This is a genomic window from Sphaerotilus sulfidivorans, assembly GCF_013426975.1.
Lineage (GTDB): Bacteria > Pseudomonadota > Gammaproteobacteria > Burkholderiales > Burkholderiaceae_C > Sphaerotilus > Sphaerotilus sulfidivorans.
In genome coordinates this window covers 25,723-52,103 of sequence record NZ_JACCPY010000022.1, presented here as the reverse complement: position 1 = coordinate 52,103, position 26,381 = coordinate 25,723, and the positions used below count along the sequence as shown (strand labels likewise).

Below are 26,381 nucleotides of genomic sequence, written 5' to 3'. Positions count from 1 at the left end.
TCTGGCGGTCTTTCATGATTTCAATCCGGCCAGTGTGCCCAGGGTTGCGTGGAACCGCCAGTCACCCGGGTGAACGCACCCGATTCGGGGGCCGCGCGCTCAGCACCGCGCATGGCCCTGGGCCTCCATCTCGACCAGCAGGTCGGCGCGGCAGACATCGGCATGCAGCCACAGCGCGTTGCGCAGGCCGGGCGCCGCGGCGCCGAGCGCCTGCGCCAGCACCGCCTCGACCGTCGCGCGATCGCCCGGATCGCGCAGGTAGACCGTCAGGTCCATCTGGCGCAGGTCGAAGCGGGCCGAGGTCTGCCGGTGCGCCGAGGCCAGCACCGCCTCCAGATTGCGCAGCGTCTCGGCGGTCTGTGCGGCCACGTCGCCGACATGGCAGGTCTCGTGGCCGACGATGCTGGCGGTGCCAGAGACCAGCAGCGTCTCCTCGTCGGGGGCCAGCGAGACCAGCGCCGCACGCGAGAAGGTCGGGCTGCGCGGGCCGTAGGCCGATGGATAGTGGTAAGCGCTGACCTGACGCGGATTCTCGACCGGGCGCGGCACCTCGGGGCCGGCCAGCACATGCACCGTCAGCGGCCCGTCATGGTGGCCGAGCGCGCAGGCGGCCGGTGCGCCCTCGAAGGCGCTCAGGCCGGCCTCGAGAAAGGCCTGCTGGCGCCCGATGTTGAAGTGCCGGTAGACCTCCAGCCCGTCGAGATCGGCCGTGATGTGCGGCAGATAGTTCCAGATCTTTAGCGCATGCAGGCGAATGCCGCCTTCGGGGCCGCCCTGCAGCCGCAGCACCTCGAACAGGTCGGCGTAGAGCGCGCGGGTGTGCTCGCGCAGCTGGGCGCCGCTCTGCACCTCGATGCGCGCGCTGGCGTGCAGCCAGCGGCCGTCGCTGCGCCAGCTCACCCGGCCGGTGCAGCCCTGTCGCAGCCGGGCCGGCGACACCGGGCTCAGCCAGCGCTCGGCGCAGGGCGGCTCGCCCGCGAGCAGCCGGGGCAGACCGGCTGCGCGGGCCAGTGCCGCGTCGCTGTCATGGCAGCGCTCGCCGAGCACGATGGCCGCAGGCGGTGCGCCGGTGGCGCAGGGGGCAGGGCAGGCCGCAGCGGGCGGCTGTCGCTCGAATCTCAGGGTCACGGGTCGCGGCGATCTCGGGAACGCGCCGATTCTAGGCGAGCGACATGACGGCCAGACTGCTGCGGATCCGCAGCGGCCGCTGGCCGGCGCGGGTGCGGTCTACACTCGATTCCATGCCGGGGCACGCCAGCGTGTCCGACCGGGGAGACATCGACATGAAGATTGCACTGATCACCGACATTCACGCCAACCGCGAGGCCTTCGAGGCCTGTCTCGAGCAGGCCCATCTGCATGGCGCCGACCGCATCGCGCTGCTGGGCGACTTCGTCGGCTATGGCGCCGATCCGGCCTGGGTGGTGACGATGGTGCAGGACCTGGTCGCGCAGGGCGCGATCGCGGTGCGCGGCAACCATGACGACGCGGTGGCCGGCGAGCCCAATCCGAACCTGGTCGAGGACGCGCGCCGCGCCATCGAGTGGACCCGCGCCCAGCTCTCGGCCGAGCAGCTCGACTTCCTGGGCCGGCTGCCGATGCGCCGCGAGGAGTTCGGCTGCCTGTTCGTGCATGCCAATGCCTGGGCGCCGGCCGGCTGGGAGTACATCCTGGGCCGCAACGAGGCGGTGCGCAGCATGATGGCCACCGACTGCCGCCACACCTTCTGCGGCCATGTGCACCAGCCGGCGCTCTATCACCTGTCGAGCGTCGGCAAGATCGCCAACTTCTCGCCGGTGCCGGGCGTGGCGGTGCCGGTGCCGGGCCATCGCCAGTGGCTGGCGATCGCCGGTTCGGCCGGCCAGCCGCGCGACGGCAATCCGGCCGCGGCCTGGGCGATGTTCGATCTGGGCCGCCAGACGCTGACCTTCCACCGTGTGCCCTACGACCACGAGGCCACCGCCGCGAAGATCATCGCCGCCGGCCTGCCCCGCGCGCTGGGCGAGCGGCTGCTGGTCGGCGCCTGAGCGGGGGAGGGCGGCGATGGACAGCGACGCGTTCGGCATGCACTTCGGCGTGGGCGACCTGGTCGACGGCTTCCTGCTCGAGGAGCGGCTGCACCAGGGCGGCATGGCCAGCCTGTGGCGGGTGACGCATCCCGATCATCGGCTGCCGATGCTGATGAAGGTGCCGCGCATCAAGGGCGGCGAGGATCCGGCCACCATCGTCGGCTTCGAGGTCGAGATGATGATCCTGCCGATGCTGCGCGGCGTGCATGTGCCGCGCTTCATCGCCAAGGGCGACTTCGCGACCCGGCCCTACATCGTCATGGAGCACATCGCCGGCGACTCGCTGCGCCCGAAGCTGGATGCGGCGCCGCTGCCGGTCGACGAGATCGCCTCGATCGGCGCGCGGGTGGCCGCGGCGCTGCACGACCTGCATCGCCAGAACGTCATCCATCTCGACATCAAGCCGAGCAACATCCTGTTCCGTCCGGGCGGCGAGGCGGTGCTGGTCGACTATGGCCTGAGTCGCCATGACCACCTGCCCGACCTGCTCGACGAGGAGTTCAACCTGCCGATGGGCACCGGGCCCTACATGTCGCCCGAGCAGGTGCAGTTCCTGCGCAGCGAGCCGCGCTCGGACCTGTTCGCGCTGGGCGTGATGCTCTACCACCTGACCACCGGCGAGCGGCCCTTCGGCGCGCCCACCAGCGTGCGCGGCCTGCGCGAGCGGCTCTACCAGGCGCCGGTGCCGCCGCGTCGGCTGCGGCCGGACTGCCCGCCGTGGCTGCAGGAGATCATCCTGCGCTGCCTGGAGGTGAAGGCCGAGGACCGCCATCCCAGCGCCGCGCACCTGATGCACGATCTCAGCCATCCCGACCAGATGGCGCTGACCGAGCGCGCCGGCCGCGACACCACGCCAGGGCGGCTGCAGACCTGGCGGCGCTGGCTGGGCTCGCTCGGCGCCGAGCCGACCGCGCGGGCCTCGGTGGGCGAGCAGCTCAAGCGCGCGCCGATCATCCTGGCCGCGGTCGATGTCAGCAACGCCACCGAGCCGCTGCTCGACCTGCAGCGCGAGACGGTGCGGCGCATCGTCGCGGCCGAGCCGGGCGCGCGCCTGGCCTGCGTGGGCGTCATGAAGACCAACCGCATCGGCATGGACGAGCTGACCGACCGCTCCGGCAACAGCCTGCATGTCAAGCAGCTGGTCGGCCTGAAGCACTGGGCCCGGCCGATCGCGCAGTCGCTGGCGCTGGGCACCGGGCGGCTGACCTTCCATGTCCTGGAGGCGCCGGACGTGGCCGAGGCGCTGCTCGAGTTCTCGCGTCGCACCCAGGTCGACCACATCATCATGGGCGCGCGCGCGCGCTCGACGCTCAGGCGCTATCTGGGCACCGTCTCGTCGAAGGTGGTGGCCGATGCCGACTGCACCGTCACCGTGGTGCGCCGGCCGGCCGCCCAGGGCGACGAGGAATCCTGAACCCTCGACGACGCATGCTGAAGATCCTCTTTCACGGCCTGGCCATCCTGCACCTCGGCCCCGGCATCGCCTTTGCGCTGCTGGCCTTCGGCTGCGAGCCCGGCCAGGCCTGGCTCGGCCGCCACTGCGAGATCGACGGGCTGCGCGCCTTCGCCGAGCTGACGCTGGCAGGCTGGCTGGCCTGCCTGCTGCTGTGGGGCGCGGGCTGGGCGCTGCTGCGCCGCCGGCCCGGCTGACAAGTTCAGGCGCGCTCGCGTCCGCCTTCGCCTTCGCCTTCGCGGGCGCGCTGGTGGTCCTGCAGCAGCCGCCACATCACCTTGCCGGTGCCGGACTTGGGCAGCGTCTCGACGAACTCGACCTGGCGCGGCGCCTTGTAGGCGGCCATGTGCTCGTGCGCCCAGGCGATGATGTCCGCCTCGCCCACCTGGCCGCGGGCCTCGGCGCGCAGCACGATCACCGCCTTGACCGTCTCGCCGCGGTAGGCGTCGCGCGCGCCGATCACGCAGGCCTCGGCCACCGCCGGATGGCGGTAGAGCAGCAGCTCCACCTCCGACGGCCAGACCTTGAAGCCGCTGGCGTTGATCATGCGCTTGAGCCGGTCGGTGAGGAAGAAGTAGCCCTCCTCGTCCATGCGGCCGAGATCGCCGGTGCGGAAGAAGCGCCGGCCCGGCATGCCGGGCAGCTCGACGAAGGCCGCTTCGGTCGCGGCCCGGTGCTTCCAGTAGCCGGTGAACAGCATCGGCCCGCAGGTGACGATCTCGCCGACCTCGCCGGCGGGCAGCTCGGCCAGCGTGACCGGATCGACCACCCGCGCGTCGGTGCCGAACAGCGGCAGGCCGAGGCATTGCAGCTTGGCCCGCTCGGGCGGATTGGCGTGGCTGGGCGCGGCGGTCTCGGTCAGGCCGTAGCCCTCGGCGAAGGTCAGGCCGAAGTCGCGCTGCAGCCGCTCGGCCACCGCCTGTGGCATCGCCGCGCCGCCGCCGCTGAGAAAGCGCAGGCTCGAGAGGTCCAGGCTCGCCGCCTCCGGGCTGGCGAGCAGGTCGATGATCATCGTCGGGATGCAGGTCCAGTGGCTGACGCGGTGGCGCGCGATCAGCCGCCCGGCCAGCACGCGGTCCCAGCGCGGCATCACCACCACCGTCGCGCCGCTCCAGGCCGGCGCCAGCACGCCGTAGACCATGCCGGTGATGTGGAAGAAGGGCACCACGCCCAGCGTGACCGACTCGGCGCCGACATGGCTCCACAGCGAGCCGCCGACGATGTTGGGCATCAGCGTGCGGTGGGTGTGCATGCAGCCCTTGGGCAGGCCGGTGGTGCCGGAGGTGTAGGGCAGCAGCACCAGGTCGTCGGGCCGGGCGAGGTGCGGTCCCGGCGCCAGGCCGGCGGCCAGCGCGTCGGCCCAGCGGGTGGCGCCCTCGGGCAGGGGCGGCTCGGCCTGCAGCAGCGCCTGCATCGCCGGCGGCACCGCCAGGTCCGGATCGATCCGGCGCTCCGGGCCGAGCACGTCGTCCCAGCCGGTCACCAGCAGCGCGCGCAGGCGCTGCGCTTCGGGCAGGCGCGCGTCGGCCTGGCGCACCACCTCGGCCAGCTCGGCCCCGCAGATGACCGCCTTCGTGTCCGGATCGGTGATGTAGTGGCCGAACTCGTCGGCGCGGTTCATCGGGTTGACCGGCACCACCACCGCGTCGGCACGCACCACCGCGTACAGCGCGACGACGAACTGCGGGCAGTTCTGCATGAACAGCGCCACCCGGTCGCCGCGGCCCACGCCCTGCGCCTGCAGCCAGCCGGCCAGCGCCTCGGCCTGGCGCCGCACCTCGCGCCAGCGCCAGTCGTGGCCCAGGCAGCTCCAGGCGGGCTTGTCCGGCCAGCGCTGCGCGGCGACCTCGAGGTTGAACCACAGCGTGGTGTCGGGCACCGCCAGCTCGCGCGGCAGGCGGGCGGGCCAGTGCTTCAGGTGCGGACGGTCGGCGGGAATCGGCATCGTGAACCTCGCGCTCGGTCGGGTCGTTCCAGGGGGAGCAGGGCTGCAGCGTAGGCGCGGGCGCGGGCGGCCGGCATCGGGGCGTCCCGGAGGCGCTGTCGCGGTCGGGACAGGCCTGTGCCCGCCTAGAATCGGCGGCTGCAATCCCGCAACGCTTTCCCCTTGCTGTCCGCCCTCCGGCGGCTTTCACGATGAGCATCACCGCACAGCTCGACGGCGTCGCCGTCTCGACCCAGGCCAATGTCTACTTCGACGGCCGCTGCGTCTCCCACACCGTCACTTTCGCCGACGGTACCCGCAAGAGCGTGGGCGTGATCCTGCCGGCGCAGCTGACGTTCGGCACCGGCGCGCCGGAGATCATGGAGACGGTGGCGGGCTCGTGCAGCGTGCTGCTGCCCGGCGCGAGCGAGTGGCAGACCTTCGGCCCTGGCGAGAAGTTCAGCGTGCCGGGCAACGCCCGCTTCGAGATCCGCGTCGAGGGCGAGCCCTACCACTACATCTGCCACTTCGGTTGATCGTCTTGCGGCCGATCGACCCCGTGTCATCGGCACGTGATACCTGAGGGTTCCTCGGGCATCATCCGCGCCGCACGTGCGTGTCGTGCGACTGCCCTGGAGATCGCTCTCATGATGCATCGTCGTCGTCTTCTGGCTGCGGCGGCTGCCGCCACCACACTGCCCCTGCTGCCGGGCGTCGTCCGCGCCGCGCTGCCGGCCCCCAAGGGCCGGGTCGTGCTGACGATCTCCGGCCGCATCGGCATCCGCAATGCCGGCGAGACCGCCCAGTTCGACATGGACATGCTGGCGGCGATGCCCCAGCACAGCTTCTCGACCAAGACGCCCTGGTACCCGACGGCTCGCAAGTTCACCGGCCCGCTGCTGCGCGATGTGCTGGCCGCCGCCGGCGCGCAGGGCCGCACGCTGCGGGCGATCGCGCTCAACGACTACAAGGTCGAGCTGCCGGTCGAGGACGCCTCGCGTTACCCGGTGGTGCTGGCCCGGCTGCTCGACGACAAGCCGATGCCGGTGCGCGACAAGGGCCCGCTGTTCATCATCTATCCCTTCGATGCCGACGAGACGCTGCGCAGCGAGCGCTACTACAGCCGTTCGGCCTGGCAGCTGAAGGTGATCGAGGTCGAGTGAGCGGGACGGCCGCCTCGGTGACTTCCCCGGCCGGATCGCGGCGGGTCGGCCGCCTGCTGGCGGTCATGGCGCTGCTGCTGGCGCTGGTCTTCGGCGGCATCGCCTGGCTGCAGGCGCAGTCGCTGCGCCTGCTCAGCGCCAATGTCGTCTATCAGGGCGACAACATCGTCTGGAGCTTCTTCCAGCTCGAGACCGAATACCTGCGCCTGGGTCAGCAGCTGCGCGACTTCGCGCGCGACGGCGCCGCCCTGCCGCCTGCGCAGCGCGATCTGGCCGAGACGGATCTTCGCGAGCGCTACGACATCTTCGTCAGCCGCATCAGCCTGGTCGATCCGCAGCGCACCCGCGAGGTCATGCCCGACCTGCCCGAGCATCACCGGGTGATGGGCCTGCTGCACGGCATGGTCGAGCGGGTCGATACCGTGCTGGGCCCGGAGGCGCCCCAGCCGCTGGACCCGGCCGCGCTGAAGGCGGTGATCGCCGACTACGAGGCGCTGGCGCCGGCGGTGCGCGATCTGTCGCTGCTGTCGAACCAGGCGGTGGGCGCGGGCATCGTCAGCCGCAACGAGGGCGTGCGCCAGCAGAACCGCATCGGCATCGCGCTGACCCTGTTCCAGTGCCTGCTGATCCTGCTGTTCGCCGGCATCGTCGTGCGGCAGATGCGTGCGCTCGAGCGCCGCCGCGAGGCGCTGCAGCAGCTCGCCACCCGGCTGGAGGAGGCCAAGACCGAGGCCGAGCAGGCCAACCGGGCCAAGAGCGCCTTCCTGGCCAACATGAGCCATGAACTGCGCACGCCCTTCAACGGCCTGCTGGGCATGATGTCGCTGCTCGACCGCTCCGCGCTCGATGCGCAGCAGCGCGAGCATCTGCAGATCGCGCGCCAGTCCGGCGAGCACCTGCTGGCCATCCTCAACGATGTGCTGGACCTGTCCAAGCTGGAGTCGGGCCGGCTCGAGCTGTCGCCCCATCCGGTCGACCTGTCGCGCCTGCTGGCCGAGGTCGAGGCCCTGATGCGACCGCAGGCGCGGGCCAAGGGGCTGCAGTTCGAGACGGTGCTCGATCCGGCGCTGCACCAGCGCGTCGAGGTCGACGGCAAGCGGCTCAAGCAGGTGATCTTCAATCTGGTCGGCAACGCGATCAAGTTCACCGACCGGGGCCAGGTGCGGCTGCTGATCGACGCGCTGCCACCCGCCGCACCGGGCGGCATGGCACTGACGCGGCTGCGCATCATCGACACCGGCATCGGCATGGACGCCGCCACGCTGGGCCGGCTGTTCCAGCGCTTCAGCCAGGGCGACGACAGCATCAGCCGGCGCTTCGGCGGCACCGGTCTTGGCCTGGAGATCTCGCGCGAGCTGGTGCGCATGATGGGCGGTGACATCCGGGTCGACAGCCAGCCCGGGCAGGGCAGCACCTTCAGCGTGCTGCTGCCGCTGCTGCCGCTGGAGTCGCCGGTGGCCGAGGCGGCTGCGCCGGCCGTCGGCGGCGCCCGGATCGATGCGGCTGCGCCCGCTCCGGGGGCAGACACCGGCACGGGCGCGCTGGAGGTGCTGGTGGCCGACGATCATCCGGTCAACCGCAAGTACATGCAGGTGCTGATGGAGCGGCTCGGGCACCGGGTCAGCCTGGCGCTCGATGGTCGGGAGGCGCTCGAGCAGGTGCGCCAGCGTGAAGCTTCGCCCTTCGACCTGGTGCTGATGGATGTGCACATGCCCAACATGGACGGCCTGGCCTCGACCCGGGCGATTCGCCAGCTGCCCCAGCCCGCCGGCGCCACCCGCATCATCGCGCTGACGGCGGACGCCTTCGCGGAGTCGCGGGATCGCGCGCGTTCGGCGGGCATGGACGATTTCCTGGCCAAGCCGGTCCAGGTCCACGATGTCGAGGAAATGCTGCGTCGCCACTTCGGTGCCCGCTCGGTGGGCAGCGCAGCGGTGGCCGCAGTGCGTCCGCCGCCGGTGTCCGCCGCCGTGGTGGAGGCGCGCCCCGCGACGAAGTCGAGGCCCCGGCGTGGCGATGCCGGCCGGGTGCTGGATCTGGAGCTGATCACCGACACCTGCGCGATGCTGGGCGTCGAGCGGCTGCGCTCGCTGCTGCAGTCCTTCTTCGCCGACGAGAGCCGCACGCTGGCCGACCTGCTCGACCGGATCGATCACGAGCAGATCGAGGGCCTCGGCGCCGCGGCGCACCGTGTCAAGGGCACGGCCGCGACGCTGGGGCTGCGCCAGCTGGCCGAATCAGCCCGCCAGATCGAGGAGCGCGGTCTGCCGGACGAGGCCGCGCAGCGTCAGGAGCTAGCGCGACTGCTGCGCCAGCAGATCGACCAGGCGCGAGAGGTGTGCATCAAGCTCGGCTGGGTCGTGCCGAGCTGAATCGCGATCGCCAGGCGGTCAGGCGGCTGCGGCGCTGGGCTGGCGGGGGCTGCCGGTGGCCGTGGCCGCATCCGGCGTGGCCTGCTGCGCATTGCCGCCATCGGTGCGGGTAGCGGCCCAGCGTTCGACGCCGCCGCGGCGGAAGGTCACGACGATCTGGTTGCCGTAGCTGTCACGCCACATCCAGTCGCCATGGGTGCCCTGGACCCGCTGACCCAGGCTGTTGGTGATGGACAGCACGTCGGCCATGCTCATGCCGTGGCCGAGCTTCGACTGCAGCGTGACCACGCTGTCGACCATGCCCTTGGGCCGGTCGGCGACATTGCGCATCTGCCGGGTGGCGCGGTTGAACTGCAGCACCATCCAGAAGCCGATCACCGTGATGGCCAGCACCACACCCTGCCAGCCAAGCATGGTCCAGCCTGCGATCAGGGCAGCCGCCACCAGGGTCGCGTTCAGCAAGCGTTGATTGGAAACTTTCATGTACCAGATCTTATCGCCGGAGGAATGGGCCGCCCCCTTGTCGGGATCCGGTCGATCGACCTGCCCCGTGAATCGGGGGGCGAGGCGCCGGCAGGAGGCGGAACAACCGGAAAGTGTAGTAGCAGCGGTCCTGCTGCGAGCCTTGTGAAACAACTGGTAATGTCAATAAGGATCCGGCAACAGCCCAGCCCGACCCCACCACCGGTCCGCTTCAGTCGAGGCCGCGCAGCACCTCGATCGCCTGCTCGATGCGGTCGACCGGATGCACCGTCAGCCCCTCGATCGCCTTCTTCGGCGCATTGGCGCGCGGCACCAGCGCGACCGAGAAGCCGAGCTTGGCGGCCTCCTTCAGGCGGTCCTGGCCGCGCGGGGCCGGGCGCACCTCGCCGGCCAGGCCGACCTCGCCGAAGGCGATGAAGCCCTTGGGCAGCGCCCGCCCGCGCAAGGAGCTCTGGATCGCCAGCAGCACCGCCAGGTCGGCCGCCGGCTCGCCGATGCGCACGCCACCGACCGCATTGACGAACACGTCCTGGTCGGCGCACGACACCCCGGCGTGGCGGTGCAGCACCGCCAGCAGCATCGCCAGCCGGTCGCGGTCCAGGCCGACGCTGAGCCGGCGCGGGCTCGGGCCGCCCGCATCGACCAGCGCCTGGATCTCCACCAGCATCGGCCGCGTGCCCTCCAGTGTCACCAGCACGCAGGCGCCGGGCACCGGTTCGCCCTGGGTCGACAGGAAGATCGCGCTCGGGTTGGTGACGCCCTTCAGGCCCTTGTCGGTCATCGCGAAGACGCCGATCTCGTTGACCGCGCCGAAGCGGTTCTTGATCGCGCGCACCAGCCGGAAGCTCGAATGGGTGTCGCCCTCGAAATAGAGCACCGTGTCGACGATGTGCTCCAGCACCCGGGGACCGGCCAGCGCGCCTTCCTTGGTGACATGGCCGACCAGCACGATGGTGCAGCCGCTCGACTTGGCCACCCGGGTGAGCTGCGCGGCGCACTCGCGCACCTGCGCGACCGAGCCCGGCGCCGAGCTGAGCTGCTCGGAGAACAGCGTCTGGATCGAGTCGATGACGCAGAAGGCCGGCTGCTCGGCCGCCAGCGTCGCCAGGATGCGCTCCAGGCCGATCTCGGCCAGCAGGCGCAGCTGCAGCCCCTCCAGGCCGAGGCGGCGCGCACGCAGCGCCACCTGCGCGCCGGACTCCTCGCCGGTCACGTAGAGCACGCCCATCTGCCGCGACAGCGCCTCGGCCGCCTGCAGCAGCAGCGTGCTCTTGCCGATGCCGGGGTCGCCGCCGATCAGCACCACGCCGCCCTCGACGATGCCGCCGCCGAGCACCCGGTCGAGTTCCTCCAGCCCGGTCGGCGTGCGCGCGATCTCTGCCGCCTCGATGTCGGCCAGCGTGGCCACCGGCTGGCTCCTGGCCAGCGCCTGGAAGCGGGTGTTGCGCCCGGCCGCACCGGCGGCGGCCGCCGGCTCAGGGACGGTCTCGTCGAGGGTGTTCCACGCATTGCAGTGCGGGCACTTGCCCAGCCACTTCGGGCTGGTGCCGCCGCACTCGCGGCAGGTGTAGAGCGTCTTGTCACGGGCCATGGGGGGATTGTCGCTGCGCGGGTTGCCGCGGGGGCTGTGCTACAACGCCGCGATGGAATTCTCGACCTGGATCACCTTCTTCGCGGCCTGCTGGGCCATCAGCCTGTCTCCCGGACCCGGCGCGGTGGCGTCGATGAGCGCCGGCGTGCGTCATGGCTTCTGGCGTGGCTATGCCATCGTCATCGGACTGGTGCTGGGCATCTGGACCCAGGTGCTTGTCGTCTCGGTCGGCCTGGGCGCGCTGATGGCGACCTCGGCCTGGGCCTTCTCGATGCTGAAATGGCTGGGCGTGGCCTATCTGGTCTGGCTGGGCATCCAGCAGTGGCGCGCCGCCGAGGCACCGCTGGTGTCGGCCGAGGACACCGGCGCCGGCACCTCGCGCCTGGCCCTGGTGCTGCGCGGCTGGATGATCAACACGGTCAATCCGAAGGGCACCGTCTTCCTGCTGGCGGTGATGCCGCAGTTCATCGATCAGGCGCAGCCGCTGGTGCCGCAGTACCTGACGATCGCGCTGACGCTGGCCTTCACCGATCTGGTGGTGATGGCCGGCTATGTGGGTCTGGCCTCGCGGGTGCTGGGCGCACTGCGCACGCCGGGCCAGCTGCGCTGGATGAACCGCAGCTTCGGCGGCCTGTTCGTGGCTGCGGGCCTTTTCCTGGCGATGTTCCGGCGCGCAGCCTGAACGCGGCCGGGCGGCGGGTCTGCCCGGGCTCAAGGCGCGCGCCGCGCTGCCGATGGGCCGGTGCCGGGGCTGTTCTTCTCCGGCATGAAAGGCCGTCCATGAAGCGCTCCCGTCCTGCTCCGTCCTTCTCTCCGGTCGTTTCGGCCCTGGCTGCGGCTCTGCTGCTGTCGGCCTGCGCCGGCATGCCGCCCCGGCCGCGTGCGCCGGAGGCGATCACCGCCGAGGGCCTCTCGCCCCAGGCCCGCGAACACCGCGTCTGGCTCGTCAGCGCCGATCACCAGCTGCAGCTGGTGCGCGCAGGCCGCCCCGACCGCATCGAGCAGCAGGTCGCGCTGCGCGGTCTGGCCGCCGGGGACGAGGTGGTCGGCATCGACTTCCGGGTCGCGCGGGGCGTGCTGTACCTGCTGACCCGCCAGGGCCGGCTCTACACCGTCGACACCGGCAGCGGTCAGCTCACCCCGGTGGGGTCCGGTGCGCCACTGGCGCTGGCGCTGCCGTCCGGGCCGATCGGCTTCGATTTCAATCCGGCCGCCGACCGCATCCGCATCGTCGGCGCCGCGGTGAATCTGCGGGCCCATCCCGACACCGGCGCGCTGGTCGACGGCGACCCGAAGGCCGAGGGCCTGCAGCCCGACGGCGCGCTGCGCTATGCCGAGGGCGATCCGGCCCGCGGCCGCACGCCGCGCATCGATGCCGCCGGCTACACCTACAACAAGACCAGCGACAAGCTGACCACCAACTACGCGATCGACCAGGCGGCCGGCACGCTGGTGATGCAGGGCTCGCTGGAAGGCGCCACGCCGGCGGTCTCGCCCAACACCGGGCTGCTGAGCACCGTCGGGCCGCTCGGGGTGAAGGACGTCTCGGATGCGGCCTTCGACATCGCCGACATCGACAACACCGCGCTGGCGGCGCTGCGCACCGACCGCACCCGGCTCTACCGGGTCGACCTGAAGAGCGGCCAGGCCCGGCGCATCGGCCCGGTCGCAACCGGTGCGCCGATCCGCGGCCTGGCGATCGAGCCCTGAGGCTGCCGCTCAGCCTGCGCTGGCCGGAGCGGGCGGCTGGGTGCGCACCGCACGCAGCCGCTGCTCCATCTCGGTGCGCAGCTCGCGCCGGGCCTGGGCATTGGCCCAGCGGCGCTTCTCCTCGGCGTTGAACGGGCGCAGCGGCGGCACCGGCACCGGCTTGCCGTCGTCGCCGACCGCCACCATCGTGAAGAAGCACGAGTTGGCATGGCGCACGACCTGGGTGCGGATGTTCTCGGCCACCACCTTCACGCCGATCTCCATCGACGAGGTGCCGGTGTAGTTGACGCTGGCCAGGAAGGTGACCAGCTCGCCGACGTGGATCGGCTGGCGGAACATCACCTGGTCGACGCTGAGCGTGACGGTGTAGCGGCCGGCATAGCGGCTGGCGCAGGCGTAGGCGACCTGGTCGAGCAGCTTCAGGATGGTGCCGCCGTGCACATTGCCGGAGAAGTTGGCCATGTCCGGCGTCATCAGCACCGTCATCGTCAGCTGGTGGGAGGGGAGATCCATGGAGGGTGCAGACCGTGAGGTCGGTGGTGGAGTCTCCGCCATCTTGCACCAGTCGTGCCTGGTGCCGTCAGCCTGGTGTCAGCGCGCTGACTGTTGCGGCCGCGGCCCGGCCATGCGACGCAGCGAACTGCGGCCGTGGCGCAACGCACCCGCCACATGCAGCGCCAGCAGCGCCAGCATCAGCTTCGAGCCCAGCTCGTGCAGCCGGCCGCTGTAGTAGTGCAGCGCCGCGTTCGCCTCGATCGGCGAGGGCACCGAGAACCAGCCCAGCACATGGACCGGCTCGCCTTCGCTCCAGTACATCAGCGGGCCGCTGAAGGCCATCACCAGCATGACGGCCAGCAGGCCCGCATGCACGCCGTGCTCGAGCCAGCGCAGCGGGCCCGGGGCCGACAGCGGTGCCGGACGGCGCCCGGCCAGCAGCGCCAGCACGCTCCACTGCGCCCGCAGCAGCAGCGGCAGCAGCGCCAGCATGCCCAGTCCGACATGCCAGGCCCAGAGCTTCCTGCGCAGCGCACCGTCAGGCAGCAGCTCCTCGGCGATCAGGCCGAGTGCCAGCAGCGCGATCGTCAGCAGGGCGCCGCCCCAGTGGGCCAGGCGGGAGATCGGTCCGTAGAGCGTCGGACGGGCGGCGGCGGGCGCCGGAGAGGCAGTGTGGAGGGCGGGCATCGGCGGAGTTCAGTCTTCATCTTCGAGGGGGGAATCAGTCCTGCGGCGCCAGATCGACCACGCGCACCGGCACACGCTGCGCCAGCGCGCACATCAGCTCGTAGCCGATGGTGCCGGCGCCGTGCGCGATCTCGTCGATCGACAGCTGCGTGCCGCGCGGGCCATGGCCCCACAGCGTGACCTCGCTGCCGAAGCCGGCCGCCGGCACCGGCGTCAGGTCGACCGCCAGCATGTCCATCGACACCCGGCCGACGGTGCCGGTGCGCACGCCATCGACCAGCACCGGCGTGCCGCTGTCGGCCAGGCGCGGATAGCCGTCGGCATAGCCGCAGGCAACGATGCCGATGCGCATCGCGCGCTCGGCGACGAAGCGGCTGCCGTAGCCGACGCTGTCGCCGGGCTGCAGCTGCTGCACCGCGATCAGGCGCGAGCGCAGCGTCATCGCCGGCACCAGGCCCCAGTGGTGGATGTCGTGCTCGGGAAAGTCGGGCGCGCTGCCGTAGCTCAGGATGCCGCTGCGCACCCAGTCGGCGCGCACGTCGGCGGCGGCCGCATGGCGCAGGATGGCCGCGCTGTTGCTCAGCGAGCGTTCGCCCGGCAGGTCGCGGGTGGCCTGGACGAAGGCCTCGACCTGATGCTTGACGCCGCGCGGGCCGTCGGCGTCGGAGAAGTGCGTCACCAGCGAGATCTCGTCGACCTGGGGCAGCGCGTCCAGCCGTGCCCAGGCGCTGCGCAGGTGCGCTGCGGTGAAGCCCAGGCGGTTCATGCCGCTGTTCATCTTCAGGAAGACGCGGTGCGGCTGGTGCGTCTTGTGCGCGGCCAGCCAGTCGATCTGCTCGTCGCAGTGCACGACATGCCAGAGGTTCAGCCGCGAGCACAGCTCGAGGTCGCGCGGCTCGAAGCAGCCTTCCAGCAGCAGCACCGGGCCGCGCCAGCCCAGGTCGCGCACCCGCTGCGCCTCGTCGAGGTCGAGCATCGCCAGGCCGTCGGCACCGAGCAGGCCCGGCCAGATGCGCTCGATGCCGTGCCCGTAGGCATTGGCCTTGATGACCGCCCACAGCCGGGCGTCGGGTGCGCGCCGGCGTGCGCTGGCCAGGTTGCGGGCGAGGGCGTCGGGATGGACGAGGGCTTCGATCGGACGGGGCATGATCGCGAGATTGTGCCAGCCCGCTCCGCCCGATTCCGCAGATCCGGCCGTCTCGGGGAATCGCCTCGGCAGGCGGCTTGGGCCTGCATGCTATAACCGCGCCGCGCCGAAGCGGCGCCGTGGCCGCACCGTGGTCGCGCCCTTGCAGAACCCTCAGAACCTCGAGCGCAGCGCCATCTTTCCGGATGAAAAAAGGTTTCCACACCATCATGTCGGCGCAGTTCTTCAGCTCGCTGGCCGACAACGCCCTGTTCGTCGCTGCGGTCGAGCTGCTGAGAACCTCCGGTGCGCCCGAGTGGCAGCGCGCCGCGCTGGTGCCGATGTTCGCGCTGTTCTATGTCATCCTCGCGCCCTTCGTCGGCGCCTTCGCCGACGCGGTGCCCAAGGGCAGGGTGATGTTCGTCTCCAACACCATCAAGGTGTTGGGCTGCCTGATGATGCTGTTCGGCACCCACCCGCTGGCCGCCTATGCGATCGTCGGCCTGGGCGCGGCGGCCTACTCGCCGGCCAAGTACGGCATCCTCACCGAGCTGCTGCCGCCCTCGCAGCTGGTCAAGGCCAATGGCTGGATCGAGGGGCTGACCATCGGCTCGATCATCCTGGGCGTGCTGCTGGGCGGCCAGCTGGTCGGTCCGCACATCGCGCCGCACCTGCTGGCGCTGGAGCTGCCGGGCCTGTCGCTGGGCATCGACACGCCGGCCCAGGCCGCGATCGCCTCGCTGGTGCTGCTCTACATCATCGCGGCGGTGTTCAATCTCTACATCCCGCGCACCGACGCGCCGCTGCAGCCGCTGCCGGCGCAGCCGCTGGCGCTGGTGCGCGACTTCTCCGAGTGCAACTCCCGGCTGTGGGCCGACAAGCTCGGCCAGATCTCGCTGGCGACGACGACGCTGTTCTGGGGCGTGTCGGGCAATCTGCGCTACATCGTGCTGGCCTGGGCGGCCGCGGCGCTGGGCTACGGCACCACGCAGGCCTCCTCGCTGGTCGGCGTGGTGGCCATCGGCACCGCGGTCGGCGCGGTGGTGGCCTCGGTGATGATGAAGCTCGACCAGGCCACCCGGGTCATTCCGCTGGGCGTGGCCATGGGCCTGCTGGTGGTGCTGATGAACCTGATCGACAACGTCTGGCTGGCCGCGCCCTTCCTGATGGTCCTGGGTGGCCTGGGCGGCTTCCTGGTGGTGCCGATGAACGCGCTGCTGCAGCACCGCGGCCACAACCTGATGGGCGCCGGCCGCTCGATCGCGGTGCAGAACTTCAACGAGCAGGCCTGCATCCTGGCGCTGGGCGCCTTCTACACCGGCATGACCCGCGGCGGCCTGTCGGCCTTCGGCGCGATCACCATCTTCGGCCTGCTGGTGGCCGGAACGATGGGGCTGATCGGGCGCTGGCACCAGCGCAACACGGTGCAGCACCGCGACGAGGTGGATCGCCTGCTGACGATCGCCCGCAGCGACGGCCACCACTGACGCGCAGGGCGCGCCGGGTACGCGCCCTGTGAGCCGCCCGTCAGGCGCGCATCTCGAGCGGCACCATCAGCTCGGTCGGCTGGAAGACCCGCTCGAAGGTGCGGTCATGGCGTGCCAGCAGGTGCAGCAGCTCGCGCTCGTCGAGCGGCGTGGTCAGGAAGGCGTCGCAGCCGGCAAAGGTGGCGCGAATGCGCTCGATCGCCGCGCCGCGCGGTGCCAGCGCCACCACCACCGGCGCCGGTCCGCCGTCGGCCATCTCGCGGCGGATGCGCCGGCTGACCTGGAAGCCGGCGCTGCCGCCCTGGCCCACGCCCAGGAACACGAAGCCGTAGCCCAGGCGCTCGGTCATCTGCTGGGCCTCGCCGGCGCTGCGGGTCAGATGCACCCGGTAGCCCAGCGGCGCCAGGGTGTCGCGCAGCAGCCTGCACTCGGCCGGGCTGCTGCTGACGACAAGAATGCGGTCGAGCCGCTGCTCGCCCTCGGCCAGCACGGTGTTGCTGAAGCCGCTGCTGGCCCGGAAGTCATGGATCTGCTGGTCCGCCAGCGCCGCGATCCGCTCCCGGTGCGGTCCGGGCGGCAGCTGCAGCAGGGCGCCCGGCCGTGCCGCCCGGGCCGCGCGACGCTCGCCGAGCAGGTCGAGCTGGCGGCGCAGCTGGTGCGCGTCGATCGGGCGTGGCAGCTGCGCGCCGCTGCACCGCGGCACGGTGCCCGCGCCGACGAACACCGTCTCGCGCATCCGGTCGAGCCGCTCGATGCGCAGCACCGCCTCGGGCCGGTCGGCATCGGCGATCAGCCAGTCGGCCTCGTCGATCGCGTCGGTGCAGGCGTAGCGGCGCCGGCCGGCATCGAGCCGGAAGAAGCTCTCCAGCGTCCGGCGCTCGAAGGCGCCGAGGCCGACAAAGGCGACGCTCTGGCAATCGGACATCCGGTACTCCTCGGGCTATGCGGTTCGGGACGGTCCGATTCTTCGAGCCCGCGGCCTGCAGCGTCAAGGCGCCGAGCCCCCCTCAATACGGCGTGGTACCTCTGCGCTGTCGCGGGGGGTGCGCAGGATTGCACGCTTCGCGCGCCCGGATTTTCCTGATCGGGGCAGCGCCATAATCCGGTTTTCCGACCTCTCTTCCGCGCCGTTCCGGCAGGAGCCAACGTCCATGTTCGAACACGTCGACGCCTACGCGGGCGATCCGATCCTCACGCTCAACGAGAACTTCCAGAAGGACCCGCGCCCGGGGCGCATCAACCTGTCGATCGGCATCTACTTCGACGACGCCGGCCGGCTGCCGGTGATGCAGGCGGTGCGCGAGGCCGAGACGGCGCTGCTGCAGTCGATCGGGCCGCGCGGCTACCTGCCGATGACCGGCCTGGCCGAGTACCGTGCCCAGATCCAGCACCTGCTGTTCGGCGCCGACCATGAGGCGGTGACCAGCGGGCGCACGGTGACGATCCAGTCGCTGGGCGGCTCGGGCGCGCTGAAGGTCGGCGCGGACTTCCTGCGCAAGTACTTCCCGGCCTCGCAGGTCTGGATCAGCGACCCGACCTGGGACAACCACCGCGCGATCTTCGAGGGCGCGGGCTTCCCGGTGAACACCTACCCGTACTACGACGCGGCCACCGGCGGCCTGCGCTTCGACGCGATGCTGGAGGCCATCCGCGCGCTGCCCTCGCGCTCGGTGGTGCTGCTGCACGCCTGCTGCCACAACCCGACCGGCGTGGACCTGAGCGCGGCGCAGTGGGCCGAGCTGATCCCGGTGATGGTCGAGCGCGGCCTGATCCCCTTCGTCGACATCGCCTACCAGGGCTTCGGCGACGGCGTGCGCGAGGATGCCTTCGCGCTGCGCATGCTGGCCGACGCGGGCCTGGCCTTCTTCGTCGCCAACAGCTTCTCGAAGAGCTTCTCGCTCTACGGCGAGCGCGTCGGCGGCCTGAGCGTGGTCTGCCCGACCGTGGCCGAGGCCGCGCTGGTGGCCGGCCAGCTGCAGGTGGCGGTGCGCAAGAACTACTCCAGCCCGCCGACGCACGGCGCGCGCATCGTCGCGCGGGTGCTGGCCGAGCCGGCGCTCCACGCCGCCTGGGTCGCCGAGCTCGACGCGATGCGCGATCGCATCCGCCAGATGCGCCAGCGCCTGCACGAGGTGCTGTCGGCGCGTGTGCCCGGCCGCGACTTCAGCTATTTCCTGACCCAGCGCGGCATGTTCAGCTACACCGGCCTGAGCGCCGAGCAGGTCGACGTGCTGCGCGAGCAGCATGGCGTGTATCTGGTGCGCTCGGGCCGGATGTGCGTGGCCGGCCTGAACTCCGGCAACGTCGAGCCGACCGCCGAGGCGATCGCCGCGGTGCTGGGCGGCTGACCGGCCGGGCCGCTTCCCGGTTCCCGGCTCAGGCCGGGCCGGCCATCGTCAGCATCTGCCGCTCGAACTGGTCGGCCGGCAGCGCCGGGCTGCAGAGGTGGCCCTGGTACTCGTCGCAGTCCTGGGTGCGCAGCCAGTCGAGCTGCGCCTCGGTCTCGACGCCCTCGGCCACCGTCTCGATGCCCAGCATCCGGCACATCGTGATCACCAGCCGCGCCAGCGGACTGACCCCGTCGCTGCCTGCGATGAAGGAGCGGTCGATCTTCAGCGTGCTGATCGGGCAGCGCTGCAGATAGGCGAGGTTGGAGTAGCCGGTGCCGAAGTCGTCGATCGCCAGCCGGAAGCCCATGTCGGCGAGCTGGTGCAGCGCCCGGTTGGTGGACTCGTCCTGGCCGAGCATCACCGACTCGGTGATCTCCAGCTCGATCTGCTGTGGGTCGCAGCCGGTGTCGCGCACGATGCGCGCGATGGTGTCGACCAGGCCCGGATCGCCGAACTGGCGCGGCGACAGGTTCACCGAGATGCGCAGCCGCCGTCCCAGCAACTGCCACAGCACCTGCTGGCGCGCGGCCTTCTCCAGCACCATCGCGCCGATCGAGCGGATCAGGCCGGTCTCCTCGCTCAGGCCGATGAACACATCCGGCGCGACCAGGCCGCGGCGCGGATGGCGCCAGCGCACCAGCGCCTCGGCGCCCACCAGATGGCCGCTGCCGACCTGCACCCGCGGCTGGTAGTGCACCTCGAACTGGTGGCGCTCGACGGCCACCCGCAGATCCTGCTCGAGCTGGATGCGCTCGCGGGCCAGACGCACCAGCTCCGGGGTGAACCAGCCCACGCCGTTGCCGCCGGCCTCCTTGGCGCGGTAGAGCGCCAGGTCGGCATTGCGCAGCAGCGCGTCGATGTCATGGCCGTCGCGCGGGAAGCGGCAGATGCCCATCGAGGGCGTGACCTGCATCTGCAGCCGACCGATCATCACGGTGCGGCCCAGCTCGACCTGCAGCCGGCGCACCAGCTGGCGGGTGCGCCGCTCGATGTCGCCGTCGCGGTTCGACACCAGCACCAGGAACTCGTCGCCGCCCAGCCGTGCGACCAGGTCGTCGGTGTCCAGCGTGGCATACAGGCGCTGCGCGATCTCCACCAGCAGCCGGTCGCCGATGTCATGGCCGAGCGAGTCGTTGACCGCCTTGAAGCGGTCCAGGTCGATGAAGATCAGCGCCGCCTCGCCGCCGCTGGCGTGCAGGCCGTCGAGGCGCTGCTGGAAGTCGCGCGAGACGAAGCTGCGGTTGGGCAGGCCGGTGAGGGTGTCGCGCATCGCCAGCCAGTGCGCACGCGCCTCGGCCTGCTTGAGCTCGGTGATGTCGATCTCGCTGACCAGGAAGACCTGGCGGCCCTCGACCGGATCGCGGCACAGCCGCACCGAGATGTCGTGCCAGCGCGGCCCCAGGCTGGTGCTGACCTGCGTGGTGGCGCGGGCCTGGCCGCTGCGGTGCAGCTGCTCGACGATCTGGCGCAGCTCGCGCCGGTCGAGCACCCGGCTGCGCGCGCCGGCATCCGGATGATCGACAGTGGAGCGCGCGGCCGGATTGCGGTAGAGCGCCCGGCCGCGCACGCTGTAGAGCGTGACCATGACGGGCGTGTGCACCATCGCCTCGGCACTGCGCAGCGTGACCGCGTCGGTCATCGATTCGCCGATGGCCTCGCACAGCATGCCCATGCGGCCGTCGTCCAGCACCCAGCCGGTGCAGACGATGTCGACGGTGCGCGGCATGCCGCGCGGATAGAGCGTCCACAGCTCGGTGCTGCTGCGGTCATGCAGCCGGAAGTCCTGCTGCAGCTGGCGCAGCCGCTGCGCGATGGTCGGCGACATCTCCTGCGCCATGTCGCGCTGGCGCAGCTCCTCGAGGCTGTCGCTGCACCACAGGCCCAGCGCGGCTTCGTTGGCCCAGAGCACGCGGCCCTGGTCGATGTCGTAGAGCCAGACCGGCGTGCGCAGCCGCTGCAGCGGCGTGACATGGGCGCTGGCGTGGTCTGTGGCTGGACTGTCACTCGCGGCATTCCCGTCTTGACGGTGTGCGGCCAGTGCGTGAAGGCTGAAATGCTGTTGAGCGGGAAGGAATGCCGCTTCCATGCCGACGATCTCCCCAAGTGGCGTGACAAATTACCGGGCAAGTTACGCCAACATAATGGGGACAGACTTCAAATGCAAAAAATTGCCACGGTAATTTTGAGTGCCTGTCGCGGGCAGGCCACAAGAAGAACGGCGCGCCCCGAACCGGGGCGCGCCGTCATGTGTCACCGCGTTGCGGCTGGGCCGCGTGTGCTCAGCGCTTCTTCAGCGCGTCGCGGATCTCGCGCAGCAGCACCACGTCTTCGGGCGTCGGTGCCGGCGGGGCGGGCGGCGCCGGCGGCTCGGCCTTCTTCAGGCGGTTCATGCCCTTGACCATCAGGAAGATGATCCAGGCCAGGATGATGAAGTTGATCGCGATGGTGATGAAGTTGCCGTAGGCCAGCACCGCGCCGGCCTTCTTGGCTTCGACCAGCGTCGTGGCGGTCTGGCCGGCCAGCGGGATGAAGGCGTTGCTGAAGTCCAGCCCGCCGAAGATCTTGCCGACGATCGGCATGATCACGTCGCCGACCGCCGAGTCGACGATCTTGCCGAACGCGCCGCCGATGATCACGCCGACGGCGAGGTCCATCACATTGCCCTTGAGGGCGAAATCCTTGAATTCGCTCATCATGCCCATGGTTGTTGCTCCTGTGGTGTCGGGCGCTGGCGCCCGTGGTTTCCCGCGGAAATGAATCTTGGTGAAGCTCGGGGTCTGGAAGTCGGCGTGCCTCTTTGTCACGCCTCGTGAAGTATTGCCGCTGTCAGCGCCACGTCAACCATCATTAGGTCGGGGCTGGAGGCTGGCATGAAGGCGACATGAGCAGGGCCACAGCCGGGACAGGCCGTGCTCCTGAGCGTGTTGTTTTTGCCTCAGCTTGGCGATGCCACAGACAGGGCCGGGTGTTGCCGAATGTGGAGAAGCCCCTTCGGGCTGGGCTAGAATTAGGGGTTGCCCCCCTCTCAGAGACCGGATCTTTTCCCGAGGAATAACATGAGTGACCAGCAAGTCGACCAGGCCAAGCGGACGTGGCTGATCGCGTCGGGCTGCGCAGGCGCCGTAGGCGGCCTGGCAACCGCCGTGCCTTTCGTCAGCACTTTCACGCCGTCGGAGCGGGCCAAGGCGGCCGGCGCCTCCGTCGAGGTCGACATCAGCGCACTCAAGCCGGGTGAGAAGATCACGGTCGAATGGCGTGGCAAGCCGGTCTGGGTGGTGCGTCGCACGCCCGAGCAGCTCGAGGCCCTGAAGGCGCTGAGCGCCGAGATGGCCGATCCGGACTCGGTGCGCACCGCCTATCCGACGCCCGAATACGCGCGCAACACCCCGCGCTCGATCAAGCCCGAATATCTGGTCGTCATCGGCATCTGCACCCACCTGGGCTGCTCGCCGTCCGACAAGTTCCAGGCCGGCCCGCAGCCCTCGCTGCCGGACGACTGGAAGGGCGGCTTCCTCTGCCCCTGCCACGGCTCCACCTTCGACCTGGCGGGCCGGGTGTTCAAGAACAAGCCGGCGCCGGACAACCTCGAGGTGCCGCCGCACATGTACCTGTCGGACACCTCGATCCTGATCGGTGAAGACAAGAAGGCTTGAAGGAACTGAGGTCCAACATGGCTGAATTCAAAGTCGCTCCCCCGGACGCCTCCGCAGGCGAGAAGCTGCTGACCTGGGTGGACAACCGCTTCCCCGCGTCCAAGCTGTACAAGGAACACCTGTCCGAGTACTACGCCCCGAAGAACTTCAACTTCTGGTATTTCTTCGGCTCGCTGGCGCTGCTGGTGCTGGTGATCCAGATCGTGACCGGCATCTTCCTGGTCATGCACTACAAGCCGGACGCGGCCCTCGCGTTCGCCTCGGTCGAGTACATCATGCGCGATGTGCCCTGGGGCTGGCTGATCCGCTACATGCACTCCACCGGCGCCTCGGCGTTCTTCGTGGTGGTCTACCTGCACATGTACCGCGGCCTGATCTACGGCTCCTACCGCTCGCCGCGCGAGCTGGTGTGGGTGTTCGGCTGCGCGATCTTCCTGGCGCTGATGGCCGAGGCCTTCATGGGCTATCTGCTGCCCTGGGGCCAGATGTCCTTCTGGGGCGCGCAGGTGATCGTGAACCTGTTCGCCGCCGTGCCCTTCGTCGGTCCGGACCTGGCCCTGCTGATCCGCGGCGACTTCGTGGTGTCGGACGCGACGCTGAACCGCTTCTTCAGCTTCCACGTCATCGCCGTGCCGCTGATCCTGATCGGTCTGGTGGCCGCTCACATCATCGCGCTGCATGAAGTGGGCTCGAACAACCCGGACGGCGTCGAGATCAAGGCCAAGAAGGACCCGAAGACCGGCATCCCGCTCGACGGCATTCCCTTCCACCCGTACTACTCGGTGCATGACCTGCTGGGCGTGACCGTCTTCCTGATGGCCTTCACCGGCGTGGTGTTCTTCGCGCCCGAGTTCGGCGGCTATTTCCTCGAGTACAACAACTTCATCCCGGCCGACCCGTTCAAGACCCCGCCGCACATCGCGCCGGTCTGGTACTTCACGCCGTTCTACTCGATGCTGCGTGCCACCACCGACGTGATGATCAACGTGCTGGTGGTCATCATCGGCCTGGCTGCGGTGATGGCGGTGCTCAAGGGCAATCTGCCGAGCAAGGCCAAGGTCGGCGTGCTGGTCGGTGCGGTGGTCGTCTGCGGCCTGCTCAAGACCTTCGACGCGAAGTTCTGGGGCGTGGTCGTGATGGGCGGCGCGGTCGTCATCCTGTTCTTCCTGCCCTGGCTGGACCGCAGCCCGGTCAAGTCGATCCGCTACCGTCCGACCTGGAACAAGACGCTCTACGGTGTCTTCGTCGTGTTCTTCCTGGTCCTGGGCTATCTGGGCATCCAGCCGCCGTCCGACATCGGCACGCTGATCGCCCAGGTCGGCACGCTGTTCTACTTCGGCTTCTTCCTGCTGATGCCGTGGTGGAGCCAGATCGGCGAGTTCAAGCCGGTCCCCGACCGCGTGACCTTCCAGCCGCACTGATGCCTGCCCACGACACGGAGCCCAGACAACCATGAAAAAGTTCATCGCTTCCCTGCTCGTGGCGGCGTCGGCCTGCCTGACCGCGCTGACGCCGGCTCATGCCGCCGGTGGCGCCGCGGTGCAGCTGGACAAGTTCCCGACCGAGAAGCTGCACGACACCGCCGCGCTGCAGCGTGGCGCCCAGCTGTTCGTCAACTACTGCCTGAACTGCCATGCCGCCGCGTTCATGCGCTTCAACCGGCTGCAGGACATCGGCCTGACCGAACAGCAGATCAAGGACAACCTGCTGTTCACCACCGACAAGGTCGGTGACCTGATGAACGTCTCGCTGAACGCGCGCCAGGCCAAGGACTGGCTGGGCGCGACGCCGCCGGACCTGACGGTCATCGCCCGCTCGCGCGCCAGCCATGCCGGCAGCGGTGCGGACTACCTCTACACCTACCTGCGCACCTACTACCGCGACGAGACCAAGGCGACCGGCTGGAACAACCTGGCCTTCCCGAGCGTCGGCATGCCGCATGTGCTCTGGGAGCTGCAAGGCGAGCGCCGCGCGATCTTCGAGGAGGTCAAGGATCCGCATGACCCGAGCAAGGTCACGCACGCCTTCAAGAGCTTCGAGCAGATCAAGCCGGGCAAGATGTCGGCGCAGGAGTTCGACTCGGCGGTCGGCGATCTGGTCGCCTATCTGCAGTGGATGGGCGAGCCCAACCAGGGCCTGCGCACCAAGCTGGGTGTCTGGGTGCTGCTGTTCCTGGCCGTGTTCACCGTCATCGCCTGGCGTCTGAATGCAGCCTTCTGGAAGGACGTCAAGTAAGCTGACGTTCCCGGTGTCCGGCGCCGGATCCGGGCGGCCGCCTCGTGCGGCGCCTCGGGCCGGTGTCACCGCGCAGAGTGCCCATCGAGGCTCTCTGCGCGCTTTTGTTTTTCAGAGTTCGGTTCCAGAGCTCTGTCTTCTCTTCGAGGAGCGATCTCCGCCATGATGGTGCTTTACTCCGGCACGACCTGCCCCTACTCGCATCGCTGCCGTTTCGTGCTGTTCGAGAAGGGCATGGATTTCGAGATCCGTGACGTCGATCTCTACGCCAAGCCCGAGGACATCGCGCTGATGAATCCGTACAACGAGGTGCCGATCCTCGTCGAACGCGAACTCATCCTGTACGAATCGCACATCATCAACGAGTACATCGACGAGCGTTTCCCGCATCCGCAGCTGATGCCGGGCGACCCGGTGGCTCGTGCACGCGTGCGCCTGTTCCTGTTCAACTTCGAGAAGGAACTGTTCACGCATGTCAACCTGCTCGAGGGCCGCGGCGGCGTCAAGGCCACCGAGAAGGACCTGGAGCGTGCGCGTTCGCAGATCCGCGACCGGCTGACGCAGCTCGCGCCGATCTTCCAGAAGAACCGCTACATGCTGGGCGAGGACTTCTCGATGCTCGACGTGGCGATCGCGCCGCTGCTGTGGCGCCTGGACTACTACGGCATCGAGCTGTCGAAGAATGCCGCACCGCTGCTGAAGTACGCCGAGCGCATCTTCTCGCGTCCGGCCTACATCGAGGCGCTGACGCCGTCCGAGAAGGTGATGCGCAAGTAAGCCGCGCTGCCGTTCCCGCCGCCGACCCGGATCCACTTCTGCCTGAGCGCACCGCTGCATGTCCGTCGATCACGATTCCCAGGGCACCTCGACCCGTCCCTACCTGATCCGTGCGCTGCACGACTGGTGCATCGACAACGGCTTCACGCCGCTGCTCGCCGTTCATGTCGACTCCTCGGTGCGCGTGCCGATGGAGTTCGTCAAGAACAACGAGATCGTGCTGAACGTCAGCTTCGATGCCACCAGCGGCCTGCGCCTGGGCAACGACGTGATCGACTTCAAGGCCCGCTTTGGCGGCGTCGCGCGCGACATCGTCGTGCCGATCGACCATGTGATCGCGATCTACGCGCGCGAGAACGGCCAGGGCATGGCTTTCCCGATGCCCGAGGGCCCGACCGATCTCGAGCCTCAGGCCCCGGCCGAGACGCCCGAGCCACCGGCGCCCAGCGCCGGGCTGCGACTGGCGCCGGCTCCTGCCTCCGCCGCAGAGATGCCCGCCGACGCGGATGCGGGTGGCGACGAGCCGCCGCCGGCCGCACCGCCTGCGGGCGCACGGCCGTCGCTCAAGCGCATCAAGTGAGGCTGGAAGTGGGGCGAGCGCAGGTGCAGCAGGCTCGGGCCTGACACCTCGGAGCGCTTTTTCACTACAATCCGGCTCCCCGCCGACTTAGCTCAGCTGGTAGAGCAACTGTCTTGTAAACAGTAGGTCATCCGTTCGATTCGGATAGTCGGCACCAGGGTTACGATGAAGCCCGCGTCTCCTCCC

The 26,381-nt window shown here is 70.0% G+C and carries 25 protein-coding genes and 1 tRNA gene; 16 read left to right on the top strand and 10 right to left on the bottom strand.

Features of this window, described 5'->3' with window-relative positions; genetic code table 11:
* Nucleotides 1–99: 99 nt before the first annotated feature.
* Nucleotides 100–1,128 carry a chorismate transformation FkbO/Hyg5 family protein gene (locus HZU84_RS13430; protein WP_149504281.1) on the bottom strand — a complete coding sequence of 343 codons (1,029 nt, stop codon included), beginning with the start codon at nt 1,126–1,128 and terminating at the stop codon, nt 100–102.
* Nucleotides 1,129–1,283: 155 nt separating this feature from the next.
* On the opposite strand from HZU84_RS13430, the gene HZU84_RS13425 reads away from it, so the two are divergent.
* The 3 genes from HZU84_RS13425 to HZU84_RS13415 are packed head-to-tail and all read left to right on the top strand — an operon-like array spanning nt 1,284 to nt 3,719.
* The gene (locus tag HZU84_RS13425) at nt 1,284–2,027 is read left to right on the top strand and encodes a metallophosphoesterase family protein (RefSeq protein WP_149504280.1); all 744 of its coding nucleotides are present in this window, start codon (nt 1,284–1,286) and stop codon (nt 2,025–2,027) included.
* Between the two features lie 16 nt (nt 2,028–2,043).
* On the top strand, nt 2,044–3,483 hold the full coding sequence (locus HZU84_RS13420) for a serine/threonine protein kinase (protein WP_219340945.1): 1,440 nt from the start codon (nt 2,044–2,046) through the stop codon (nt 3,481–3,483).
* A 14-nt stretch (nt 3,484–3,497) separates the two neighbouring features.
* The gene (locus HZU84_RS13415; RefSeq protein ID WP_149504279.1) at nt 3,498–3,719 is read left to right on the top strand and encodes a hypothetical protein; all 222 of its coding nucleotides are present in this window, start codon (nt 3,498–3,500) and stop codon (nt 3,717–3,719) included.
* A 5-nt stretch (nt 3,720–3,724) separates the two neighbouring features.
* Here the strand turns inward: HZU84_RS13415 and HZU84_RS13410 are convergent, their stop codons facing one another.
* A complete protein-coding gene (locus tag HZU84_RS13410; RefSeq protein WP_149504278.1) occupies nt 3,725–5,467 on the bottom strand; it encodes a long-chain-fatty-acid--CoA ligase in 1,743 nt (580 codons plus the stop codon).
* 191 nt (nt 5,468–5,658) lie between these two features.
* Between HZU84_RS13410 and ppnP the strand changes: the two genes are divergently transcribed.
* The 3 genes from ppnP (at nt 5,659) to HZU84_RS13395 (ending at nt 8,981) form a co-directional block, all read left to right on the top strand.
* Nucleotides 5,659–5,982 carry a pyrimidine/purine nucleoside phosphorylase gene (ppnP, locus tag HZU84_RS13405; RefSeq protein WP_149504277.1) on the top strand — a complete coding sequence of 108 codons (324 nt, stop codon included), beginning with the start codon at nt 5,659–5,661 and terminating at the stop codon, nt 5,980–5,982.
* A gap of 111 nt (nt 5,983–6,093) precedes the next feature.
* Nucleotides 6,094–6,609 (top strand): putative pterin-binding protein, encoded by a 516-nt coding sequence (locus tag HZU84_RS13400; protein ID WP_149504276.1) that lies wholly within the window; start codon nt 6,094–6,096, stop codon nt 6,607–6,609.
* Between the two features lie 17 nt (nt 6,610–6,626).
* Complete coding sequence (locus tag HZU84_RS13395) at nt 6,627–8,981, top strand: ATP-binding protein (RefSeq protein WP_149504275.1); 2,355 nt, start codon at nt 6,627–6,629, stop codon at nt 8,979–8,981.
* A gap of 18 nt (nt 8,982–8,999) precedes the next feature.
* Here the strand turns inward: HZU84_RS13395 and HZU84_RS13390 are convergent, their stop codons facing one another.
* Nucleotides 9,000–9,443 (bottom strand): hypothetical protein, encoded by a 444-nt coding sequence (locus HZU84_RS13390; RefSeq protein WP_149504274.1) that lies wholly within the window; start codon nt 9,441–9,443, stop codon nt 9,000–9,002.
* Nucleotides 9,444–9,675: 232 nt separating this feature from the next.
* Entirely contained in the window at nt 9,676–11,055 is a 1,380-nt protein-coding gene (radA, locus tag HZU84_RS13385) for a DNA repair protein RadA (protein WP_149504273.1), read from the bottom strand.
* Between the two features lie 52 nt (nt 11,056–11,107).
* Here radA and HZU84_RS13380 point away from each other — a divergent pair, with 52 nt between their 5' ends.
* Together HZU84_RS13380 and HZU84_RS13375 are read left to right on the top strand one after the other, a co-directional pair.
* On the top strand, nt 11,108–11,737 hold the full coding sequence (locus HZU84_RS13380) for a LysE family transporter (protein ID WP_149504272.1): 630 nt from the start codon (nt 11,108–11,110) through the stop codon (nt 11,735–11,737).
* A gap of 98 nt (nt 11,738–11,835) precedes the next feature.
* Complete coding sequence (locus HZU84_RS13375; protein WP_244954301.1) at nt 11,836–12,765, top strand: DUF4394 domain-containing protein; 930 nt, start codon at nt 11,836–11,838, stop codon at nt 12,763–12,765.
* A 9-nt stretch (nt 12,766–12,774) separates the two neighbouring features.
* On the opposite strand, the gene HZU84_RS13370 is transcribed toward HZU84_RS13375, so the two are convergent.
* From HZU84_RS13370 to alr, 3 genes are all read right to left on the bottom strand, one after another.
* The gene (locus tag HZU84_RS13370; RefSeq protein WP_149504271.1) at nt 12,775–13,278 is read right to left on the bottom strand and encodes an acyl-CoA thioesterase; all 504 of its coding nucleotides are present in this window, start codon (nt 13,276–13,278) and stop codon (nt 12,775–12,777) included.
* A 78-nt stretch (nt 13,279–13,356) separates the two neighbouring features.
* Nucleotides 13,357–13,947, bottom strand: coding sequence for a cytochrome b (locus tag HZU84_RS13365; protein ID WP_149504270.1), 591 nt, complete (start codon nt 13,945–13,947; stop codon nt 13,357–13,359).
* 34 nt (nt 13,948–13,981) lie between these two features.
* Nucleotides 13,982–15,094 carry an alanine racemase gene (gene alr / locus HZU84_RS13360; protein WP_149504269.1) on the bottom strand — a complete coding sequence of 371 codons (1,113 nt, stop codon included), beginning with the start codon at nt 15,092–15,094 and terminating at the stop codon, nt 13,982–13,984.
* A 185-nt stretch (nt 15,095–15,279) separates the two neighbouring features.
* Between alr and lplT the strand changes: the two genes are divergently transcribed.
* Nucleotides 15,280–16,560, top strand: a complete 1,281-nt coding sequence (gene lplT, locus HZU84_RS13355) for a lysophospholipid transporter LplT (protein ID WP_149504268.1) — start codon at nt 15,280–15,282, stop codon at nt 16,558–16,560.
* A 40-nt stretch (nt 16,561–16,600) separates the two neighbouring features.
* On the opposite strand, the gene HZU84_RS13350 is transcribed toward lplT, so the two are convergent.
* Nucleotides 16,601–17,485 (bottom strand): response regulator transcription factor, encoded by an 885-nt coding sequence (locus HZU84_RS13350; RefSeq protein ID WP_149504267.1) that lies wholly within the window; start codon nt 17,483–17,485, stop codon nt 16,601–16,603.
* A 226-nt stretch (nt 17,486–17,711) separates the two neighbouring features.
* On the opposite strand from HZU84_RS13350, the gene HZU84_RS13345 reads away from it, so the two are divergent.
* Nucleotides 17,712–18,908: an amino acid aminotransferase gene (locus HZU84_RS13345; RefSeq protein ID WP_149504266.1), complete on the top strand. Its 1,197-nt coding sequence runs from the start codon at nt 17,712–17,714 to the stop codon at nt 18,906–18,908.
* A gap of 28 nt (nt 18,909–18,936) precedes the next feature.
* Here the strand turns inward: HZU84_RS13345 and HZU84_RS13340 are convergent, their stop codons facing one another.
* A complete protein-coding gene (locus HZU84_RS13340; RefSeq protein ID WP_149504265.1) occupies nt 18,937–21,036 on the bottom strand; it encodes a putative bifunctional diguanylate cyclase/phosphodiesterase in 2,100 nt (699 codons plus the stop codon).
* A 193-nt stretch (nt 21,037–21,229) separates the two neighbouring features.
* Nucleotides 21,230–21,652 (bottom strand): large conductance mechanosensitive channel protein MscL, encoded by a 423-nt coding sequence (gene mscL, locus HZU84_RS13335; RefSeq protein ID WP_149504264.1) that lies wholly within the window; start codon nt 21,650–21,652, stop codon nt 21,230–21,232.
* A gap of 354 nt (nt 21,653–22,006) precedes the next feature.
* On the opposite strand from mscL, the gene petA reads away from it, so the two are divergent.
* The 6 genes from petA to HZU84_RS13305 all read left to right on the top strand — a co-directional run bounded on the left by petA (nt 22,007) and on the right by HZU84_RS13305 (nt 26,352).
* A complete protein-coding gene (gene petA / locus HZU84_RS13330) occupies nt 22,007–22,603 on the top strand; it encodes a ubiquinol-cytochrome c reductase iron-sulfur subunit (protein WP_149504263.1) in 597 nt (198 codons plus the stop codon).
* 17 nt (nt 22,604–22,620) lie between these two features.
* Nucleotides 22,621–24,024, top strand: coding sequence for a cytochrome b (locus HZU84_RS13325; RefSeq protein ID WP_149504262.1), 1,404 nt, complete (start codon nt 22,621–22,623; stop codon nt 24,022–24,024).
* A 31-nt stretch (nt 24,025–24,055) separates the two neighbouring features.
* Complete coding sequence (locus HZU84_RS13320) at nt 24,056–24,838, top strand: cytochrome c1 (protein ID WP_149504261.1); 783 nt, start codon at nt 24,056–24,058, stop codon at nt 24,836–24,838.
* A 162-nt stretch (nt 24,839–25,000) separates the two neighbouring features.
* A complete protein-coding gene (locus HZU84_RS13315) occupies nt 25,001–25,615 on the top strand; it encodes a glutathione S-transferase N-terminal domain-containing protein (protein WP_037478668.1) in 615 nt (204 codons plus the stop codon).
* 58 nt (nt 25,616–25,673) lie between these two features.
* Entirely contained in the window at nt 25,674–26,195 is a 522-nt protein-coding gene (locus tag HZU84_RS13310) for a ClpXP protease specificity-enhancing factor (RefSeq protein WP_149504260.1), read from the top strand.
* A gap of 81 nt (nt 26,196–26,276) precedes the next feature.
* A tRNA-Thr gene (locus HZU84_RS13305) sits at nt 26,277–26,352 on the top strand.
* The last annotated feature ends 29 nt before the right edge of the window (nt 26,353–26,381 follow it).

What these genes read in the sequence shown, in the direction of transcription:
- HZU84_RS13425 (WP_149504280.1), top strand. Translation starts at nt 1,284, where the DNA reads ATGAAGATTGCACTGATCACCGACATTCACGCCAACCGCGAGGCCTTC.
- HZU84_RS13420 (WP_219340945.1), top strand. Translation starts at nt 2,044, where the DNA reads ATGGACAGCGACGCGTTCGGCATGCACTTCGGCGTGGGCGACCTGGTC.
- HZU84_RS13415 (WP_149504279.1), top strand. Translation starts at nt 3,498, where the DNA reads ATGCTGAAGATCCTCTTTCACGGCCTGGCCATCCTGCACCTCGGCCCC.
- HZU84_RS13410 (WP_149504278.1), bottom strand. Translation starts at nt 5,467, where the DNA reads ATGCCGATTCCCGCCGACCGTCCGCACCTGAAGCACTGGCCCGCCCGC.
- ppnP (WP_149504277.1), top strand. Translation starts at nt 5,659, where the DNA reads ATGAGCATCACCGCACAGCTCGACGGCGTCGCCGTCTCGACCCAGGCC.
- HZU84_RS13400 (WP_149504276.1), top strand. Translation starts at nt 6,094, where the DNA reads ATGATGCATCGTCGTCGTCTTCTGGCTGCGGCGGCTGCCGCCACCACA.
- radA (WP_149504273.1), bottom strand. Translation starts at nt 11,055, where the DNA reads ATGGCCCGTGACAAGACGCTCTACACCTGCCGCGAGTGCGGCGGCACC.
- HZU84_RS13380 (WP_149504272.1), top strand. Translation starts at nt 11,108, where the DNA reads ATGGAATTCTCGACCTGGATCACCTTCTTCGCGGCCTGCTGGGCCATC.
- HZU84_RS13375 (WP_244954301.1), top strand. Translation starts at nt 11,836, where the DNA reads ATGAAGCGCTCCCGTCCTGCTCCGTCCTTCTCTCCGGTCGTTTCGGCC.
- HZU84_RS13370 (WP_149504271.1), bottom strand. Translation starts at nt 13,278, where the DNA reads ATGGATCTCCCCTCCCACCAGCTGACGATGACGGTGCTGATGACGCCG.
- HZU84_RS13365 (WP_149504270.1), bottom strand. Translation starts at nt 13,947, where the DNA reads ATGCCCGCCCTCCACACTGCCTCTCCGGCGCCCGCCGCCGCCCGTCCG.
- alr (WP_149504269.1), bottom strand. Translation starts at nt 15,094, where the DNA reads ATGCCCCGTCCGATCGAAGCCCTCGTCCATCCCGACGCCCTCGCCCGC.
- lplT (WP_149504268.1), top strand. Translation starts at nt 15,280, where the DNA reads ATGAAAAAAGGTTTCCACACCATCATGTCGGCGCAGTTCTTCAGCTCG.
- HZU84_RS13350 (WP_149504267.1), bottom strand. Translation starts at nt 17,485, where the DNA reads ATGTCCGATTGCCAGAGCGTCGCCTTTGTCGGCCTCGGCGCCTTCGAG.
- HZU84_RS13345 (WP_149504266.1), top strand. Translation starts at nt 17,712, where the DNA reads ATGTTCGAACACGTCGACGCCTACGCGGGCGATCCGATCCTCACGCTC.
- HZU84_RS13340 (WP_149504265.1), bottom strand. Translation starts at nt 21,036, where the DNA reads ATGGAAGCGGCATTCCTTCCCGCTCAACAGCATTTCAGCCTTCACGCA.
- mscL (WP_149504264.1), bottom strand. Translation starts at nt 21,652, where the DNA reads ATGGGCATGATGAGCGAATTCAAGGATTTCGCCCTCAAGGGCAATGTG.
- petA (WP_149504263.1), top strand. Translation starts at nt 22,007, where the DNA reads ATGAGTGACCAGCAAGTCGACCAGGCCAAGCGGACGTGGCTGATCGCG.
- HZU84_RS13325 (WP_149504262.1), top strand. Translation starts at nt 22,621, where the DNA reads ATGGCTGAATTCAAAGTCGCTCCCCCGGACGCCTCCGCAGGCGAGAAG.
- HZU84_RS13320 (WP_149504261.1), top strand. Translation starts at nt 24,056, where the DNA reads ATGAAAAAGTTCATCGCTTCCCTGCTCGTGGCGGCGTCGGCCTGCCTG.
- HZU84_RS13315 (WP_037478668.1), top strand. Translation starts at nt 25,001, where the DNA reads ATGATGGTGCTTTACTCCGGCACGACCTGCCCCTACTCGCATCGCTGC.
- HZU84_RS13310 (WP_149504260.1), top strand. Translation starts at nt 25,674, where the DNA reads ATGTCCGTCGATCACGATTCCCAGGGCACCTCGACCCGTCCCTACCTG.